Raw genomic sequence first — 17,222 nt, forward strand, 5'->3', positions numbered from 1 at the left:
TAACTAGACGCTCTTGCTACACGTCTGTCTAAACTGATGCGCATGGACGAGGCCTCGACGAATCGATCCGGGGCCTTCTGGTACCCCGGAGCGACGAGCGAGCCCGGTGCCGTCGAGGTCCTGGCCGCGATGCGCGCGTTCCGCACCGCCGAGACCGCCATGCGCCGCCGCACCCGCGGGTCGATGGGCATGGGCGAGAACGACCTGCTCGCCGTGCAGTTCCTCATGCGCCGCCAGCAGTCGGGGCAGCACGTCAGCCCGAAGGACCTGGCCGCCTACCTCGGCATCTCCTCTGCTTCCACGACCGTCCTGATCGACCGCCTCGTCAAGAGCGGGCACGTGGAGCGGCAGCCGCACCCGAGCGATCGACGCGCGATCCGGATCGTGGCGACCCCGACCTCGCACCGCGAGGTCCGCGAGACCCTCGATGAGATGCACCGCCGGATGCTCGAGGCGGCGGCACGGCTCTCGGGAGCCGAGGCCATCACGGTGATCCGCTTCCTCGAGACGATGCGCGACATCGTCGAGAAGCCCGCACAGGGCGAGGCCGAGGTCCCGGACACGGCGGCGGACGACTCCGAGCCGGACCTGGTCGACCTCGAGTTCCAGCGCCGCCGGGCCTGATCCTCGTCGTGCGCGAGCGTCGTCTCGGCCGATCCGGCCGTCGACGGCCGCGACTTCCGTCATTCTCCGACGAGCGATAACTAGCTTGACTAGTAGAAAGCCTGTCTAGCGATACAGTGGTCCCGCACCACCCACTCGTCTGATCGGAGAAGACCATGGGCACCATCCTGTACGGCACCCCTCCCGCCGCCATCGAGGTCGAGGACAGGGCGCTCGCCCACCTCCAGATCGTCATCATCAACAAGTTCCGGCGCGACGAGCGCTTCCTGCTGACCCTCGACGCGAGCCCCCAGGCCGGCACCGGCCGCCGCGGCGTCTGGATGCACCCCACCATCCCGATCCAGTTCGAGTTCAAGGGCAGCCGCCAGCCCACGATCAACCCCGAGTGGGTCGAGGCCCTGATGGAGCGCGCCAACAGCGGCACCGGCCTGCGAATCGTGGCCGAGCCCGCCAGCGCCGGTGCCGTGCCGATGCGCCGCTCCGACACCGCGGCCTGACCCGCTCGAGCCGGACGGCTCCCGATCGAGCAGTCGGCCCCGCCCGAAGCCCGTCTCCCGCAGCGGAGGCGGGCTTCGTGTCGTCTCCGCCCGGTCGCGGCCGAGATCCAGCAGATATGAACTTGCTCGCAAGTGCTTGACATTTCGCGCCAGCCTCGATCCACCGGCCCTACACTTCGAGGGCGGCGCTGGGACGTTTCGGCGGGCTCGTCCCCCGGGCCGCACTCATGACCGACCGCCGGATGCCGGGATCCCCTCTCGCATCCGGCGGGCGGACACGACCGGGGCCCCGAAGCCCCACCGCGAGGTCCGCCACCCTCAGGAGTCGGCGCGATGACCATCGACACGTCCAGCGAACCGCAGATCGTCACCGACGCGGGCGGTGGTGCAGCGGCGCGCGAGGTCGTCCCCGGCGAGGTGTTCACCGCCGTCGTGTCCGACGGATTCGAGCACTGGCGGGTGATCGCCGTCCTCGGCATCCGAGTGCTCGCCGAGCGCGTCGACGGAGGCGAGCGCCGCAGCTTCACCCTCCGCTTCGTCCGGCACCGCCTGTGGCTGCTCGCCCAGGCCGCGCCGGAGTCGTCGCCCCTCGCCTGATCGCGGACGACTCCCGCCCTCAGAGGGCGTGCTCGGCGCGCACCGGGCGCGGGATCCGCGCGAAGAGGCGGTCGAACACGGTGCGGCGGTCGAACTGCAGCGCGTACTCGCGGGCGGCGAGCGCGCGGTGCGCCCGCTCCTCCGCCGACAGGTCGAGGACGACGTGGTCGAGCAGTGACGCGATCGTGCCGGGGTCGTCGACCGGCGTGATGAAGGCGTGCTCGCCGATGGCCTCGCCGATGCCGCCGGTGAGCGTCGTGATGACGGGGCCGCCTCCCGCCAGCATCTTCTCGGCGAGGGCGATGCCGAAGGTCTCGACGAACTCCGGCCGCGGCTTGCTCGGCAGCACGAATGCGGAGCAGCCGGCCATCAGGTAGGGCTTCTCGGCGTCGCCGACGTCGTCGAGGAAGCGGATGCGGTGCGCCAGCGGCGACGCGGCCGCGAGACGCCGCAGCTCCGCCTCCTGCGGGCCCCTGCCCGCGATGACGAGCTCGTGGTCGGAATGGACGCGGCTGCGCTCGAAGCCGCCGATGAGGTCCTCGACGCCCTTCGCCTCGGTGAGGCGCGAGAGGAAGAGCACGTAGCCGTCGGTGCGGAGCCCGCGGGCGCGGACGACCTCGTCGACCACTCCGGGGTCGAGGTGGGTGTAGGCGTCGGAGTCGATGGCCGGGTAGGAGATCTCGATTCTGGCGCGGCACTGCTCGGCGAAGCGGGTGCCGTGGGCGGCGTCGATGCGCTCCGCCTCCTCGACGATCAGGTCGCGGGTGTACTCCGAGACGGCGACGCAGTGGTCCTGCGAGAGGTACGACGCGAAGATGTGGGCGGCGGCGCCCAGGCGCCCCTCCTCGACGGCGCGCCGGACGACGTTCGTGACGTCAGAGCCGACCGCCTCGGCGACCGTGGTGACGTCGACGGGGAGTCCCGTGCTCCAGGCCGCGCGCAGCGCATCCGACACCGCGATGGTGTGCGGGCTGAGGTAGAGCGACAGGCAGACGGTGGGGACGCCGTCGGTGAAGAGCTCGACGAGGCGGCCGACCATGCCGGCCAGGAAGCGGCCGTCGGGCACCTTGTAGTCGCCGACCGGCTCGGGACGCTCGACGATGATGCCGTCGCTGTAGGGCAGCACCGCGTCCAGCGGCTTGAGCGGGAGGCCCGCGGCCTGGAGCCGCTCGATCGGCCAGGTGACGATGCGCACCTCGTCGAAGCCGCGCTCGCGGGCGGTCTCGGCGAGGTTGCGGGCCTCGACCGAGTGCCCGCAGATCACCGGATCGGCGCGGACCACGATGACGAGTCTGTTCTGCACGGTGTGGGCGTGCGTGCTCTGGTCCATGGGGCTCCTTCGGGGATGATCGGTGGTCGGGGTGCAGTGGTGTCGAGGTTCGGTGGTACCGCAGTGCAGTGGCGCTGCGCGTCAGCGGAGCGGGAACGAGGGCGGCCGGTGGGCCGCCTCGCTCCCCCAGCCGACGGGTTCGTCGCCGAGGTGGAGCGTCAGCTCGCCGCCGCGGTGCAGCTCGGCGGCGCTGATCGCACTCGCCTCGAGCGGGGCGCCGTTGAGCTCGGCCGACTGGACGTACTGGACGGGTCCGCCGGGCACGGGCTCGACGAATCCGGTCGTCCGGATCTCGAAGTCGGCGCCGCCGACCGCGAGCGAGGCCCGCGCGAAGGCGGGCGCGTTGACCAGCAGCTGCCCCTGGCCGGCGACGGGGAACAGCCCGAGGCTCGCCCAGACGTACCAGGAGCTCAGCCCTCCGGAGTCGTCGTTGCCGGGCAGCCCGCCGCGCCCCGTGCCGAAGCGCTGGTGCACGACGCCGTGCACGATCTCGGCCGTGCGATCGGGGCGGCCCGCGTAGTGGTACGCCCAGGGCGCCTCCATGTCGGGCTCGTTGTTCAGCCCCTCGAAACGGCCGAGAGCCGCCCCGGCGAGCATCTCGGCGCGGTCGGGGCGGAGGCCGGGCTGCACGACCGGCTCGGCGCCGTAGCCGAAGAACTCGTCGAGCTGGGCGACGAAGGCGTCGTCGCCTCCGCTCAGCGCGATGCGGCCGGCCATGTCGTGCAGCAGCCGGAACGAGTAGTTGTGGCGCGTTCCCTCGTAGTAGGTCGAGTCCTTCAGGAGTCCCGAGCGGAGGTCGTAGGCGTTGACCCACTGGGCCGCCCGCTCCTCGAGCTGCTCGGCGAGCAGGCGATCGCCTACATGGCGGGCGACGACCGCCGTGCACCAGTAGCCGTGCGCGAGGTCGAGGGTGTGGCTGATCGGGTGCGCCTCCCCCACCGCGAGGAACTCCTCGCCGTAGGTGCGCTTGAGGTCCTCGCTCATGTGCACGAGCGCCGCCTCCCAGTCGATGCCGGGCAGCCCGAGGCGGCAGAGATCGGCGAGGAACGTGTGCGCGAGCGCGCTGCCCTGGCGCGAGAAGCGGTCGCTGCCCTTGGCCATCCGGTAGCCGATCGGGAAGTTGCCCTCCTCCTCGCAGATGGTGAGCAGCGCGGCTCCGATCTCGACCGCGCGGTCGGGGACGAGCGCGGTGAGCAGCGGCAGCTGAGTGCGGTAGATGTCCCACATCGTGCTGATGTCGAAGACGAACGGGCCGTCGCTCGGCCAGAACGGGCTCTCGTCGGGGGCCAGGCACGGCTTGATCAGCGAGTGGTAGAGCGCCGTCGCGAACACGGTCTCACGCTCGGGCGACGGGGTGTCGACCGCGACCGCGCGCAGGCGCTTGCGCCACGTCTTGCGGGTGCGGTCGCGGCGCTGGTCGAAGCCGGTGCCGGTCGGCGGCACGTCGCGGTGCAGGTTCTCGCGGGCGCGGTCGGTGCCGCGCAGCGAGAAGCCCATCCGCAGCTCGACGGTCTGGCCGGCCGTGCTCGGGCCGGCCCACATCAGGCCGAACGGGCGGAGCGTCGTGGGGCGGATGTGGTCGAAGTCGAGCCGGGTGCCGCCGGGCATCAGCCGGCGGTCGTACCAGAGCATCTGCCGCCAGGGCAGGGCGTCGCACTCGAGGTGGACGGCGAGCGGTGCCCCCTCCATCACGACCTCACCGGCGGCGACGCCGGGCGAGATCGAGTGCAGGTGCGAGCGGAGGGGCACGGTCGCCCCGGAGGGGATCGCCAGGCCGCCCAGCGAGAGGTCGACGACCACGCGAGCGCTGCGGTGCTCCGGGAAGGTGTAGCGGTGCACCACCGAGGAGGGCCCGACCGTCAACTCGGCGCGGATGCCCGAGGAGAGGGTCGCGGCGTAGTAGCCCGGCTCGGCGACCTCGTCCTCGAGCTCCCAGCTGCGCCCGAGCTCGTCCAGCGGCTCGAGCATCGGCGTGACGCGGAGGTAGTTGTAGTACTTGCGGATCGCGCCGGTGCCCGACTGCTGGAAGTGCGTGAATCCCGAGGCGACGAGGCCGTCGTGGATCGTCGGCGGCACTCCCTCGAGCGCCAGGTCGTAGCGGCCGTAGCCGGTGGGGTAGGCCCCGGAGTAGGAGCACGCCGAGACCATCCCGAGCGGGAAGGTCGCACCCGGATGCGTGTTGCCGATCTGCGGCTTGGGCGACCACCAGGTCGCCGCGAGCCCCGTCGGCTCCGGCAGGAGGGTCGCCTCGGTGCCGAGGAACGGGTCCACCCGCTCGATCACCTGGTCTCCACCGCCGCCGCCATGCCGTGACGCTAGGCAGCGCCGGGAGACACAGGGTGTCGCCCGGGTGTACGAGCGGCGACGGCTCGGCGACCGATCGGGGCCGGAACCCGGCGGGCTACGGGATCAGCCGCTCCGCCCGGTAGCGGTCGAACAGCGCCGTGAACGAGTCGACGGTGCGGTGGTGCACCGTGAACCCGGCCAGGCGCGACTTGCTGATGTCGGTGACGACCTCGATGCGGCGGCCGAGGTCGGCGTCGGTGTGCCACCAGGAGGCGACGCGCTCGAGGTCGGGCTCGACGAGGTCGTGCTCGCGCACCAGGCGCCGCCAGGTCTCGCCCGCGTCGGCCATCTGCTGCTCGAGCGGCTGCGGCTCCTCGCCCGGGCCGACGGGCTCGACCCCGAAGTGCTCGGCGATCCGCGACCACATCCAGCGCCAGCGGAAGACGTCGCCGTTGACCACGTTGAAGGCCTGGTCGCGGCCCGCCTCGGACGTCGCCGCCCAGAGCATCTGCTCGGCGAGGACGGTCGAGTCGGTCATGTCGGTCAGGCCGTTCCACTGCGTGGGCGAGCCGGGGAAGACGAAGGGGGTGCCCTGCGCGCGGTGGATCGATGCCGCGACCGCGAGGGTGAGCCCCATGTTCATCGCGTTGCCGACGGCGTGGCCGATCACGGTGTGCGAGCGGTGCACCGACCAGGTGAAGTCGTCGCGCTCAGCGGCGGCGAAGAGCTCGTCCTCCTGCGCGTAGTAGAAGTTGGGCGCGTCGAGCCGCGCCTCCTCCTCGTGGAACGGGGTGTCGGGCATCGCGCCCTGCCCGTAGGCCTCGAAGGGGCCGAGGTAGTGCTTGAGCCCGGTGACGAGTGCGACGTGCTCGAGCGGCGCGTGCGAGAGCGCGGCGAGCAGATCGCGGACCATGCCGCCGTTGACGGCGATGTTCTCCTCCTCCGTCGCCTGGCGCGACCACGCGGTGAAGAACACGTGCGTCGGCTGCTCGTCGGCGAGGACGCGGGCGAGGTCGTCGGCCGAGCGCAGGTCGGCCGAGAGCGGAGTGACGCCGGGCCGCTCGGCGATCGGCCGGCGCGAGAGGGCGGTGACGGGCCAGCCGCGCTCGGTGAGCAGATCGACGAGGGCGGAGCCTCCGATGCCGGTGGCGCCGACCACGAGGGCGTGCGGAGCGGAGGAAGTGGGCTGTTCTGCTGCGGAAGTCATCGTTGACGACAACGCCTCCGAGCCCGTGGCATTCCACGAGACCCCGGGTGGACATCCGGCGCTGCGTGGGAACCGGACCCGAGCATTTCTCGCTATCGTCGTCGGATGCTCGTTCTTCTCCGCCGACGTCCGGCGTTCCTTCCGACCGCTCTCCTCCTCGCGACCCTGGCCGGGTGCTCCGCAGCGCCCGCGGTCCCGGTCGCGTCGGGTCCCACCCCGACCTCGGCCGTCGCGGTGACGAGCGGTCCGACGATCGGACCGACAGGCACCCGGGGAGCGGTCGACTTCGACGGCGGATTCGTGCGGTTCGGCGACGGCGCGCGCATCGTCGATCTCTACGTGGATCCGCTCTGCCCCTACTGCAGGATCTTCGAGGAGGGCTCCGCGCCGCTCCTGTTCGCCGAGGCGGAGGCCGGGAGGGCGACAGTCCGGATCCATCCGATCGCCGTCCTCGACCGGCTGTCACAGGGTACGCAGTACTCGACTCGCGCCGCAGCCGCGTTCATCGCGGTAGCGGCGGCGACTCCCGAGCACGCGCAGGGCTACTTCGAGGCGCTGTTCGCCCATCAGCCCGATGAGAACACGCCCGGCCTGAGCGACGACGAGCTCCTCGCGCTGGCGGCACTGCTCGGAGGCGACGAGGAGGCGATGCGGCGCGAGCTCCCCTCGATGCAGGGCTGGGTCACCGAGCTGACGCGGTCGGCGCTCACCGGACCGCTGCCGGTCACCGACGAGATCGCGGCGATCGAGCAGGTGCCGACCGTCGTCGTCCAGGGCGCGGTCTTCCGGGGCGACAGCGACGAGACGGAGGCGTTCGCGCAGTTCTACGCGGCGCACTGACCGCGCGAGGGCGGGCGGTGGATCTCGCGTCGATGACCCCCTGACCCCAGAGCACGACCAGGCGCCCGTCATCGATGTCGAGAGGACGCGGTGATCCCCCATCGAGCCGCGTCGAGCCCGACACCGCGTGGACGTATCGGCGCCGATCACGCCCCTGCGCCGCTGCCTGCGATGGTCTGGAGAGGCTCCCCGTGCCGGTCGAAGGAGAGCTCCTCACCCACCTCGGCGCACTCGGCCGCGACGAGATCGAGGGAGTTCCAGAAGTATCGGCTCGTGGTCCTGTCGCCCGCGAGGCCGTCGAGAAGGTTCTGCTCGGCCAACCGCGCCGCATCGGCCGACGTCGAAGTGGAGGAGTCGTAGGCGAAGGAATCCAGAGCGTCCTCGAAAGACGAACGATTGACGATCGTCGGGTCTGCTGCGAAGGCGTTCCAGGACTCCTCTAGAGGAGCGCAGAGTGACTCGTCCTGCTTGCCTCCGGGCAGTGCACACCCGCTGACGAGGAGCACCGGAACGGTGAGCAGTGCCGCTCCGGTCCTCCTCATCAGTGCCACGAGAGACCTAGCCTTCCACGTACATGTGTCCCGTCGCGGCCCAGACTGCGCAGGCTTTCTTCCGATACTCCGGCTGGTTGGTCTCGTAGATGTGGTAGCACGTCGACGTTCCGGTGTACCACTTCACGCACCGGCCTTGGTACTCGTAAGCGCAGATCTTGTTCACGGTGTTCGGAACGGCAGATGCCGACGTGGCACCTCCGGCTGCGCCGAGCGCGATGAGCAGGGAGACAACGAGCGAGCGCGTCACGTTCCTCGTGCGTGTCTTCATCCCGTCCATGGATTCCTCATTCCTCTTCGTCGAGTCGAGCCGCATCAGTCGGACTTCTCGAACTCAGTTGATAGTGAGTATTGCTCACAGGAGACGAAGGTATTCTCTGTGGCGGTTCAGAGGAACCGCTGGCGCGGGATGCGCAGCTCCGGTGCGACGGGGCGAGCGCACCGCACGGGGTAGCGTCGATGGGTGCGTTCTCCGTGGAAGTCCCGTGGCCCGGCGGAGCGACTCCCCCGCGAGGTGAAGGTCCTCGGGATCGTCGCGTTCTTCGTGATGCTCGGCTTCGGCGTCGTCGTGCCGGTGCTGCCCGTGTTCGTGCGGAGCTTCGGCGTCGGCTACGTCGAGGTCGGCGCCGTCGTGTCGGCGTTCGCGCTGATGCGGCTGGTCGCGAATCCGTTCGTCGGGCCGCTCGTCGATCGCTTCGGCGAGCGCGTGGTGCTCGCGACCGGCATCGGGATCGTCGCGGTGTCGAGCGCGCTGGTCGGTCTCGCGGGCGACTACCCGCACCTGCTGCTGCTGCGCGGGGCGGGCGGAGTCGGCTCCGCGATGTTCTCGGTCGCCGCGATGACGCTCCTGCTGCGCACGGCCGCTCCGGAGCGGCGCGGACGCGCGATCGGGTTCTACCAGGGCGGCTTCCTGCTCGGCGGCATGGCGGGGCCGGCGATCGGAGGCGTGCTCAGCGCGATCTCGCTGACCGCTCCCTTCTTCTTCTACGCCGGCACCCTGGCCGTCGCCGGCGTGGTCGGCCTGGTGCTGCTGCGCCGGCCCGAGCGGGCGGCGGACGCGGCCGCTCCGGTCACGGCGAAGCCCCTCCGGGAGGTCGCCCGCGATCGCCGCTACCAGAGCGCGGTGCTCGCCAACTTCGCGCTGGGCTGGTCGGCGATGGGGGTGCGGGCGACGCTGGTGCCCGTGCTCGTCGTCGAAGGGCTGGGCGGCGATCCGGCCTGGACCGGCATCGCCTTCGCGATCGCCGCGGTGGTGCAGACCCTCGCGCTCGCCCCCGCGGGGCGCTTCGTCGACACGGTCGGCCGGCGGCCCGCCCTGATCGGAGGCTTCGCGGTCGCCGCGGTCGCCATGCTGGCGATGCCGCTGGTCGGCGAGCTGTGGCTGCTCGTCGTGCTGCTCTGCGTCTACGGAGCGGCGGCCGCGTTCATGGGGACCGCGCCCGGCGCGCTCGTCGGGGACGCGGCCGGCGAGCGCGGCGGTCGGCCCGTGTCGGTGTTCCAGGCCGCCTCCGACCTGGGTGGCGTGATCGGACCGCTGCTCGCGGGCGCGCTGGCCGACCAGGCCTCCCCCACCGCGGCGTTCGCCTCGGCCTTCGTGCTGCTCGGGCTCACCGCCGTCGTCGGCCTCGCGATCCCGCGCCGCGCGGCCTGATCGTCAAGTGTTGCGCCCGCGGGCGTCGACGGGCCAGGAGGCGACGCCTCCGCCGGCGAGCAGCACGCGGTACTCGTCGGCGAGGTTCACCGCTGTGCAGACGTGGTTGGGCACGATCCGCACGCGGGTGCCGACGGACAGGTCGACGCCGGTGATCGTCGCGTGGTGCTCCGAGAGCACGGTGACGCGCGCCTCCGGGAACGCGGGGAGCCTCCCGAAGCCGGTCGACGCGGCACCGCGGTCGGAGGAGAGCACCTTGCTCCCCGCGTCGGCGATGAGGTGGTCGTGGCGGCGCGAGACGATCGTCGTGAGCACGGTGACGGCGACCGACTCGAGGCCGATCGTGCCCATCTCCCACTGCTGAGCGTCGCCGAGGGACGAGACGCCCGGGCGCAGCTCGGTCAGCACTCCCGCGTCGGCGAAGGCGGCGGAGGGGGTCGAGCCGCCGCTCACCACCCGCGCGGCTACGCCGGAGCGGGCGAGGGAGTCGACGGCGGCCGCGAGGGCCTCGGCCTCGTCGCGCGCCGCGGACTCCCGGTGATCGAGGGCGTAGCTGTGGCCGGGGAACGTGAAGACACCGGCCACGTCGAGACCCTCCGCCACTGCCGCGGCAGCGACGGCGCCGGCGTCGAGGGGCAGGACACCGCTGCGGTGGTGCCCCGAGTCGATCTCGACGACGACCTCGAGAGCCGAGCGCTCCGCCTCCGGGATCGCGGCGGCGAGACGGGCGGCCGACTCGGCGGAGTCGACGCCGACCCGCACCCGCGCGCTCGCCAGCACACCGCGGAGGCGGGCGGTGCGGTCGGCGTCGAGCCAGAGCGGGTAGGCGATGAAGAGGTCGCGCGCACCGCCCGCGGCGAACACCTCCGCCTCCGACACCGTCGCGACGGTGAGGCCGACCGCGCCGGCGGCGAGCTGCCTCCGCGCGATCTCGACCGACTTGTGGGTCTTGGCGTGCGGGCGCAGCGCCAGCCCCCGCGCGTGGGCGGAGGCCGCCGTCGCGGCGATGTTGCGATCGAGGACGGCCTCGTCGAGGACGAGGGCGGGAGTCGGCAGGGAGTCGAGGCGGGCGTCGGCGGTCACGGGGCGATCCTAGGCCGGGCGCCGAGCAGAGGATCCGCCCGGCCGGAGAACGCGCTCGTGTCGCCTCCGGGACGCCGGAGCCGGAGAAGTGCCTCTAACGTGGGGGGCGGGATCGTCGAGGGGAACCGGATGCAGGAGCGCGACGCGCAGCAGCACCTCGCCGACTCGCACGCCCGGGCGGACGCCTTCGGTCGCGGGGTGCTGACCGCGACCTACTCCGTCCGCCACTCCCGCGGCCTCGACGTCGTGTTCGTCCTCGACCGACCGGACGCCGACTTCCAGATCGGCATGGGCGCCGCCTCGGAGGACTTCGGCTCGATCCTCGCGATCGGGATCGACCGCCAGGGCGACCGGCTCCGCGCCTCCGCCACGCACACCGTCGCCGGGAAGCGCCGGACCGTCCCGGTCCGGGTGGTGTACCACTCCGGCTCCGTCATCGCCGTCGAGGCGAGCCCTCTGCCGCTGCGCGACCGGCCCGCCTCGCTGAAGTGCTGGTCGTTCGTGCGCTCGGGAGACGAGGAGCACTACTCCGACGTGATCGGCTTCGTCGCACCCTCGCTCGCCGAGCTGCCGACGGTGCCGTTGAAGACCCGGCCGCGCTAGAGCTGTCGAACCGGCGCTAGCCGCAGTCGATCCGCCCGGGCAGCGGCGCGAGCGGCAACCCCTCGACGACGATCACCCGGCCGTCGAAGGCCGAACCTCTGAGGACGCGGGACTCGCCGAGGCGGGCTCGGAGACTTCGGGCGTGCGCCGAAACAGCTGCAGCGAGGCCCCCGTCGATGGCACCCGGGACGCTCAGCGCGGCGAGGAGCCCGGTGAGCGCCTCCCCCGTCGCGGAGTCGTCGTCGAGGACGTCGGCTCGGAGGATGCGGTTCGACCGTCGCTCGAGGAGCGGAGCGGGAGCGGTCGGGGCTCCTCGGAAGTGCGACATCGGCCTGTCCCCTGTCTCTCGTCGTCAGTGACGTCGGCAACAGGGTCTAGGCCGCCGACCGACACGTTAGACCCGGAGCGCGGCACTGCACCAGACCCAGGACGGGTGGATACCGGGCGGCGGAACCCCTGCCGATCACGGGCCGGAACGCCACCCCCTTCTTTTCCGACGGACGTTCCCTTTCCCTCGGCGTCCTCCATCTGCGACACTTGCCGGACTGACCGCCCTTGCCCTCGGCGAGACCGCTTCGACGAAGGGCCTTCCGCATGGGCGTCCTGCACTACGACAACCGCAGCTTCGAGTTCGACGACCGGATCCTCACGCACCTGCAGATGGTGGTCGGCCTGAAGCTCCGCCGCTCGGAGAGCTTCTACCTGACCTGGGTGCCCAGCCGCGACTCCGGGACCGGGCGCCAGGCGGTCTGGATCGCGACCGGGGTGCCGCTGCACTTCGAGTTCTCGGGCAGCCGGATCCCCTCGCTCAACCGCGAGTGGATCGAGCAGCTCGTCGCGAGCTCGAACAGTGGAATCGGGCTGAACCTCTCTGACGACCGGAACCGCGAGCACGCCATCGCGGCCTGAGGAACACGGGGTAGGCTTCGCTGCAGCGTGCGCGCCCTGAGACCGCGGAGATACGTCATCGACCGATGATCGAAGGTTCCCGTGATGTCCACCCTGCTGACACCCCCGCTGCGCGACCGCTACCGTCGATTCTCGTGATCGGCGAACTCACCCCCGCTCCCGGAGGCGGCCACGAGCGGGACCTCGACTCGCTGCTGACATCCTTCGTCACCCTGCTGCCGGTCGAGGACGCCGCCGCGTCCGCCCTCGGCCGCCCTTTCGACATCGAGACGCTGGTCGCGAGCAGCTCGCGCGCGGCGGGCCTCGACGGAGCGCAGATCGACCTCGGCGAGGGCCCGAGCTGGAACGCCTACCGCACCCTCCGTCCCGTCAGCATGCGGGTGGATCACGACCGCGAGCTCTGGCCGTTCTTCGCCTCGACCCTGACCCGGGTCGGGGTGTGCTCCGTGCTCGCCGTCCCCCTCCTCGTGGGCACCCTGAGCATCGGTGCGGTCTCGCTCTACAGCGACTCCGCCGTGATGCTCGAGGCCGAGCAGCTGCGCCTCGCCGCGAACCTGTCGACCCTCCTCGCCCGCTCCGTCGTCGCCCGGGCGCTCGACGAAGCCGACAGCGGAGTCGCGGTGCGAGACCCCTCGCTGTCGCGCCGCGAGGTGCACCAGGCGACCGGCATGGTGATCGCCCAGACCGGGTCGACCCCGGAGGAGGCGCTGCTCACCATCCGCGTCCACGCATACACCGCGGGCCTGAGCGTGCGCGAGGTCGCCGCCCGGATCGTGGAGCGCCGGCTCGACTTCTCGCCGGATCGTGGCGGACCGGATCACGGCACTCCGGATCGTGGCGGACCGGATCACGGCACTCCGGATCGTGGCGGAACAGACCCGAAAGTAGGATGACCCCATGGCTGGTTCCGTGCGCGAGCAGATGCTCCTCGAGACTCTGACGATCGTCGCCGACACCCTGGTGGACGACTTCGACGTCGTCGACTTCCTGCACGATCTGGTCGATCGCTGCGCCACCCTCTTCGACGCCGTCGACGTCGGCATCGTCCTCGCCGATCGGCACGGCCAGCTGGTCGTGATGGCCTCGACCAGCGAGCGCCTCCGCCTGATCGAGGCGCTGCAGCTCTCGGCGGGCGAGGGACCCTGCGTCGAGTCGTACGAGCAGGGATCGGTCGTGACGGCCGGGACGCTCGACGAGATCATGACCCGCTGGCCGGCCTTCGCCCACGGCGTGAACGACTCCGGCTACCACTCGGTGCACGCGGTGCCGCTGCGCCTGCGCCGCGAGACCATCGGATCGCTGAACTTCTTCCGCGACAAGCCCGGCACGCTCGACCCCGCCGACGTCCCGGCCGCGCAGACCATCGCCGACGTCGCGACCATCGGGCTCGTCCAGGAGCGCGCCGTGCGCGAGGCGTCGCTCGCCCGCGACCAGCTGCAGCACGCGCTCGACGCCCGGGTGCTCATCGAGCAGGCGAAGGGTGTCATCGCGCACAGCCGCAACGTCGACATGGAGGCGGCGTGGTCGATCCTCCGTGAGCGCGCGCGCTCGCGGCAGGCGCGGGTCACCGACGTCGCGCAGGGCGTGATCGACGGCGTCATCGTGCTCTGAGGCCGGGAGCGCTCAGGCGGGGACGTACTCGACGAAGGGCTCGGGGACGCCCGCCGCGGGCCCGGCGCGCCCGGGGCCGCGCGTTCAGCCGAGGACCGGCGCGGCCACGGGCGGAGCGACGCCGAACGCCGACACGTCCTCGGTGGTCGTGCCGTCGAGGGCCAGCTCGGCGAGGACGCGGCCGAGGGTCGGCGTGAACTTGAAGGCGTGGCCTGCGCCGAGGCCGACGAGGATGTCGGGGTGCTCGTCGAGCGGGCCGAGGATGAAGCGCCGATCGGGGGTCAGCGCGTACTGGCAGGTGAGCGTCCGGAGGACCTCGCCGCTCGCGGGCACGACCGCGGCCAGGAAGGCCCTCAGCTCGTCGAGCAGCCCGGGTGAGGGCGCGAACGTGCGCTCGTCCGGCGACATCAGGTTGTCGGAGACGTCGCGCGCGGCCTTGATCGTCGGCTCGCCGTAGGTCGGGAAGCCGTAGAAGCAGTGCTCGTCCTCCCAGATCCACACGGGGAAGCGCTCGCGGTCGAAGGCACCCGGGTCGCTCGGACCGAAGTAGCTGACCTGCTCCTGCATGGCGACGAGCGGGATCTCGGCGCCGAGCGGGGCGAGCAGGGCGTTGGTCCACGCATCCGCCGCCACGATCACCTTGCCGGCGTGCACGTCGCCGCGAGCCGTGTGCACGACGACGCCGTCGTCGACCGGGGTCAGCCGCTCGACCGGGGTGCGGTCGCGGAGCTCGGCGCCGTGCTGCCGCGCCTGCATCTGCAGCGCGGCGACCGAGCGCGAGGCGTGCACGATGCCGGAGTCGGCGGTGTAGACCGTCTGCGTGGCGGCGGGCAGCACGAACTGCGGCCAGCGCGCCGCGACCTCGGCCGGCGTGAGCAGCTCGAACGGGACGCCGGTCTCGGTGAGGCTCGCGCGGAACGCCTCCGCCGAGTACGGGCTGCCGGGCGGGAAGAAGACGACTCCGCCGGTGACGCTGACGAGGGTCTCGCCCGAGACGGCCTCGAACTCGGCCCAGTCGCGGTAGGCCGCCTGGGCGAGGCGCACGTACTCGGGGGCGCCGTAGGAGGTGCGGATGATCCGCGAGGTGTCGTGCGACGCGCCGCGCACGTGGCCGAGCTCGAACTGCTCGAAGGCCACGACGCGGGCTCCGCGCCGGGCGAGGTGGTAGGCGGCGGCGCTGCCGATCGCGCCCAGGCCGACGACGGCGACATCGACGTGCTCCATGCGGTGACTGCTCTCTCTGGTCGGTGCGGGGTGGGATCACTGTAGGAAGTGCGGGAGCCGCGATGGGTAGGGTGCGCACTGAGAGCAATCCGCCGTGCAGTGGATTGCCGATCCTGCGGACGGAGTGAGCGGTGACGATGCGCGTGACGGCCGCCCTCCGGGTGGTCCGGCTGCTCGGCGAGCGTCCCGACCCGACGATCCCGCTGGCCGTCGGTGCGATCGCGGAGGCGCTCGGCGCGCCCCTCAGCGGCACCTCGCGACTGTGCGCGGAGCTCGAGCGCTCGGGCCTGATCGAGCGCGGACCGGCCTACGGCAGCTACCGTCTCGGCCGGGCCGCCGTGCGGCTCTCGGGTCGCGCCGCCGCGCCGTTCGCGCGGACGCTGCGGTTCGCGCTCACGCTCGCCGCGCAGCAGACGGGTGAGACCGTCGTGCTGGCCGCCGGGTCCGCGCCGTCGCCCCGGGTCGTCGCCGGCATCACGTCGTCGTGGACGCTGCACGCGCCCGCGGAGGTCGGCGAGGCGATCACCGACGAGTCCTCCGCGATCGCGCTCGCCGGCGACGGCCGGGGTGCGCCGTCCGAGTCCGCGTCGGGCGGGAGCGTCGAGATCGCGACTCCGCTGCTCACCCCGGCGGGCGAGTGCGTCGCGGTGCTCGCGGCGCGGCTGCCCGCGAACCGGCTCGCCGAGAACGGGCCGCGGATCAGGCGCGCCCTCGCCGTGGCGCGCACGAGCATCGAGGCGCGCCTGGGTGAGCCGGGCGCCGTGCGAGCGGCGGCGGAGGCGGTGCCCGCGCCCTCCGCGATCGGGGCGGCCCTGCGCCTCCTGCAGCACCTCGCCGACGGGCCGGACACGGCGGCCGGAGCGTCGGCGGCGGCCGGGCTCCGCCGCGATCGCGCCGTGCGGCTGCTCGACTCGTGCGTGCGAGCGGGCCTCGTCACGTCGACCGCCGGCGAGTACCGCCTGGGCTGGATCGTGCACGGCTGGTCCCGCGCCGCCACGGCGGCCCTCCTCGTCGACGGAGGCGGGCCGCTCGTCGCGGAGACCGCCCGGCGACTCGGAGCGTGCGGCTTCATCACCGTCCTCGCGGGGATGCGCAGCCTCACCGTCGTCGAGGAGCTGCAGCCGCCGGGTGCAGGGCTTGCGATGATCCCGTGGCTGGGCCGCGCCCATCCGATCGTCGGCTCGGACGGCGGGCCCACGATGCTGATGGACCTCGAGGAGGACGAGCTGGGGCTCCTCTTCCCCGCCCGGCACACCCCGCGGGAGCTGGCCCGCCTCCTGCGCCGGAGGCAGCGGGCGCGCCGCGACGGAGTCTTGACGATGGAGGCCTACGACGCTGCCGGCATGACCTCGGTGTCGGCACCGATCCGCGACGCGAGCGGCGCGGTGGTCGCGGCGGCGTGCCTCGTGGGGATCACGGAGGACGTGCACGCGCGGCGGGCGGACTTCGAGCGCGCGGCGGTGGAGCTGGCGGCGGGGGTGACGGGGCTGCTGGGATGAGCAGCGGGCAGCGAGCGGCGCCCGAAACGAAAGAACCCCCGGTGCGTCACGGTTCACGCCCGGAGAGGCACACTGGGGGAATTCGTTCGTAGATTACCACTCGTGAATCCGACCGGCGAGACCCGACGGTGAGCCCGACCTCGTCCGAGCGAAGAGCGCTTCTTCGAGCGATCTCACCCGACCGCCTCGGAACGTACCGCGCGGAGGGCACGCGATCCGGGCGCGATGCGCTGGTGCTGTACCTCTGGGACCGCGACGTCGCCGCGGCGGCGATGGCGGACATCGCGATCCTCGAGGTCGCCCTGCGGAACGCGATGAGCGAGGCTCTCGAACGCCGAGCGGGGCGTCCCGACTGGTACAGCGAGGACGTCGGGCTCGACAACCGCTCGCTGGCGGCTCCGTCCCGCGCATGGCAGGACGTCCCGGCGAACCGACGCACGCCCGGGCGCGTGGTCGCGCAGCTCATGTTCGGGTTCTGGCGGAATCTCCTCGAATCAGGAGGCGACATCGGCACAGGGCCACTCAGACGGCCGGTCAGCTACGAGACGATCTGCACACCGCGTTCCCCGGCGGACGGGCCGTCGCCGCCTCGGAGGGGGCGCACTACACGCGGACCTGGACCCTCCGCGTCCTCAAGGACATCCATGCTCTTCGGAATCGGGCGGCGCACCACGAGCCGATCCTGACGGGCATCCCTCTTCCGGGCGAGG

The 17,222-nt window shown here is 72.2% G+C and carries 18 protein-coding genes; 10 read left to right on the forward strand and 8 right to left on the reverse strand.

The window, feature by feature from the left end; translation table 11 throughout:
• Positions 1-42 precede the first annotated feature (42 nt).
• The 3 genes from GRS92_RS06790 to GRS92_RS06800 all read left to right on the forward strand — a co-directional run bounded on the left by GRS92_RS06790 (position 43) and on the right by GRS92_RS06800 (position 1,718).
• Positions 43-624 carry a MarR family winged helix-turn-helix transcriptional regulator gene (locus tag GRS92_RS06790; RefSeq protein WP_159854538.1) on the forward strand — a complete coding sequence of 194 codons (582 nt, stop codon included), beginning with the start codon at positions 43-45 and terminating at the stop codon, positions 622-624.
• A gap of 155 nt (positions 625-779) precedes the next feature.
• Positions 780-1,121, forward strand: coding sequence for a DUF7882 family protein (locus GRS92_RS06795; protein ID WP_159854540.1), 342 nt, complete (start codon positions 780-782; stop codon positions 1,119-1,121).
• 333 nt (positions 1,122-1,454) lie between these two features.
• Positions 1,455-1,718, forward strand: a complete 264-nt coding sequence (locus GRS92_RS06800) for a hypothetical protein (protein ID WP_159854542.1) — start codon at positions 1,455-1,457, stop codon at positions 1,716-1,718.
• Positions 1,719-1,737: 19 nt separating this feature from the next.
• Here GRS92_RS06800 and GRS92_RS06805 read toward each other — a convergent pair whose 3' ends face one another.
• The 3 genes from GRS92_RS06805 to GRS92_RS06815 all read right to left on the reverse strand — a co-directional run bounded on the left by GRS92_RS06805 (position 1,738) and on the right by GRS92_RS06815 (position 6,541).
• Positions 1,738-3,048, reverse strand: a complete 1,311-nt coding sequence (locus tag GRS92_RS06805) for a glycosyltransferase family 4 protein (RefSeq protein WP_159854544.1) — start codon at positions 3,046-3,048, stop codon at positions 1,738-1,740.
• A gap of 81 nt (positions 3,049-3,129) precedes the next feature.
• Positions 3,130-5,331 (reverse strand): glycoside hydrolase domain-containing protein, encoded by a 2,202-nt coding sequence (locus tag GRS92_RS06810; protein WP_159854546.1) that lies wholly within the window; start codon positions 5,329-5,331, stop codon positions 3,130-3,132.
• 118 nt (positions 5,332-5,449) lie between these two features.
• Positions 5,450-6,541 carry an SDR family oxidoreductase gene (locus tag GRS92_RS06815; protein ID WP_159854548.1) on the reverse strand — a complete coding sequence of 364 codons (1,092 nt, stop codon included), beginning with the start codon at positions 6,539-6,541 and terminating at the stop codon, positions 5,450-5,452.
• 105 nt (positions 6,542-6,646) lie between these two features.
• On the opposite strand from GRS92_RS06815, the gene GRS92_RS06820 reads away from it, so the two are divergent.
• Complete coding sequence (locus tag GRS92_RS06820) at positions 6,647-7,381, forward strand: DsbA family protein (protein ID WP_159854550.1); 735 nt, start codon at positions 6,647-6,649, stop codon at positions 7,379-7,381.
• Between the two features lie 146 nt (positions 7,382-7,527).
• Here the strand turns inward: GRS92_RS06820 and GRS92_RS06825 are convergent, their stop codons facing one another.
• Positions 7,528-7,923 carry a hypothetical protein gene (locus GRS92_RS06825; RefSeq protein ID WP_159854551.1) on the reverse strand — a complete coding sequence of 132 codons (396 nt, stop codon included), beginning with the start codon at positions 7,921-7,923 and terminating at the stop codon, positions 7,528-7,530.
• Between the two features lie 16 nt (positions 7,924-7,939).
• The gene (locus GRS92_RS06830; protein ID WP_159854553.1) at positions 7,940-8,248 is read right to left on the reverse strand and encodes a hypothetical protein; all 309 of its coding nucleotides are present in this window, start codon (positions 8,246-8,248) and stop codon (positions 7,940-7,942) included.
• A 147-nt stretch (positions 8,249-8,395) separates the two neighbouring features.
• Between GRS92_RS06830 and GRS92_RS06835 the strand changes: the two genes are divergently transcribed.
• Complete coding sequence (locus tag GRS92_RS06835; protein WP_235021855.1) at positions 8,396-9,583, forward strand: MFS transporter; 1,188 nt, start codon at positions 8,396-8,398, stop codon at positions 9,581-9,583.
• A gap of 3 nt (positions 9,584-9,586) precedes the next feature.
• Here GRS92_RS06835 and GRS92_RS06840 read toward each other — a convergent pair whose 3' ends face one another.
• Positions 9,587-10,666: an alanine racemase gene (locus GRS92_RS06840; protein ID WP_204162050.1), complete on the reverse strand. Its 1,080-nt coding sequence runs from the start codon at positions 10,664-10,666 to the stop codon at positions 9,587-9,589.
• Between the two features lie 129 nt (positions 10,667-10,795).
• Between GRS92_RS06840 and GRS92_RS06845 the strand changes: the two genes are divergently transcribed.
• Positions 10,796-11,269 (forward strand): hypothetical protein, encoded by a 474-nt coding sequence (locus GRS92_RS06845; RefSeq protein WP_159854555.1) that lies wholly within the window; start codon positions 10,796-10,798, stop codon positions 11,267-11,269.
• A 16-nt stretch (positions 11,270-11,285) separates the two neighbouring features.
• Here GRS92_RS06845 and GRS92_RS06850 read toward each other — a convergent pair whose 3' ends face one another.
• Positions 11,286-11,597 (reverse strand): hypothetical protein, encoded by a 312-nt coding sequence (locus GRS92_RS06850; protein WP_159854557.1) that lies wholly within the window; start codon positions 11,595-11,597, stop codon positions 11,286-11,288.
• Positions 11,598-11,863: 266 nt separating this feature from the next.
• Between GRS92_RS06850 and GRS92_RS06855 the strand changes: the two genes are divergently transcribed.
• From GRS92_RS06855 to GRS92_RS06865, 3 genes are all read left to right on the forward strand, one after another.
• Positions 11,864-12,178, forward strand: a complete 315-nt coding sequence (locus tag GRS92_RS06855; protein ID WP_159854559.1) for a DUF7882 family protein — start codon at positions 11,864-11,866, stop codon at positions 12,176-12,178.
• A 134-nt stretch (positions 12,179-12,312) separates the two neighbouring features.
• Complete coding sequence (locus GRS92_RS06860; RefSeq protein WP_159854561.1) at positions 12,313-13,071, forward strand: GAF and ANTAR domain-containing protein; 759 nt, start codon at positions 12,313-12,315, stop codon at positions 13,069-13,071.
• A 4-nt stretch (positions 13,072-13,075) separates the two neighbouring features.
• Positions 13,076-13,789 (forward strand): GAF and ANTAR domain-containing protein, encoded by a 714-nt coding sequence (locus tag GRS92_RS06865; RefSeq protein ID WP_159854563.1) that lies wholly within the window; start codon positions 13,076-13,078, stop codon positions 13,787-13,789.
• A gap of 84 nt (positions 13,790-13,873) precedes the next feature.
• On the opposite strand, the gene solA is transcribed toward GRS92_RS06865, so the two are convergent.
• The gene (gene solA, locus GRS92_RS06870) at positions 13,874-15,013 is read right to left on the reverse strand and encodes an N-methyl-L-tryptophan oxidase (protein WP_159854565.1); all 1,140 of its coding nucleotides are present in this window, start codon (positions 15,011-15,013) and stop codon (positions 13,874-13,876) included.
• A gap of 137 nt (positions 15,014-15,150) precedes the next feature.
• On the opposite strand from solA, the gene GRS92_RS06875 reads away from it, so the two are divergent.
• Positions 15,151-16,512, forward strand: a complete 1,362-nt coding sequence (locus GRS92_RS06875) for a MarR family transcriptional regulator (protein ID WP_235021873.1) — start codon at positions 15,151-15,153, stop codon at positions 16,510-16,512.
• The last annotated feature ends 710 nt before the right edge of the window (positions 16,513-17,222 follow it).

Source organism: Rathayibacter sp. VKM Ac-2754 (assembly GCF_009807095.1).
Lineage (GTDB): Bacteria > Actinomycetota > Actinomycetes > Actinomycetales > Microbacteriaceae > Rathayibacter.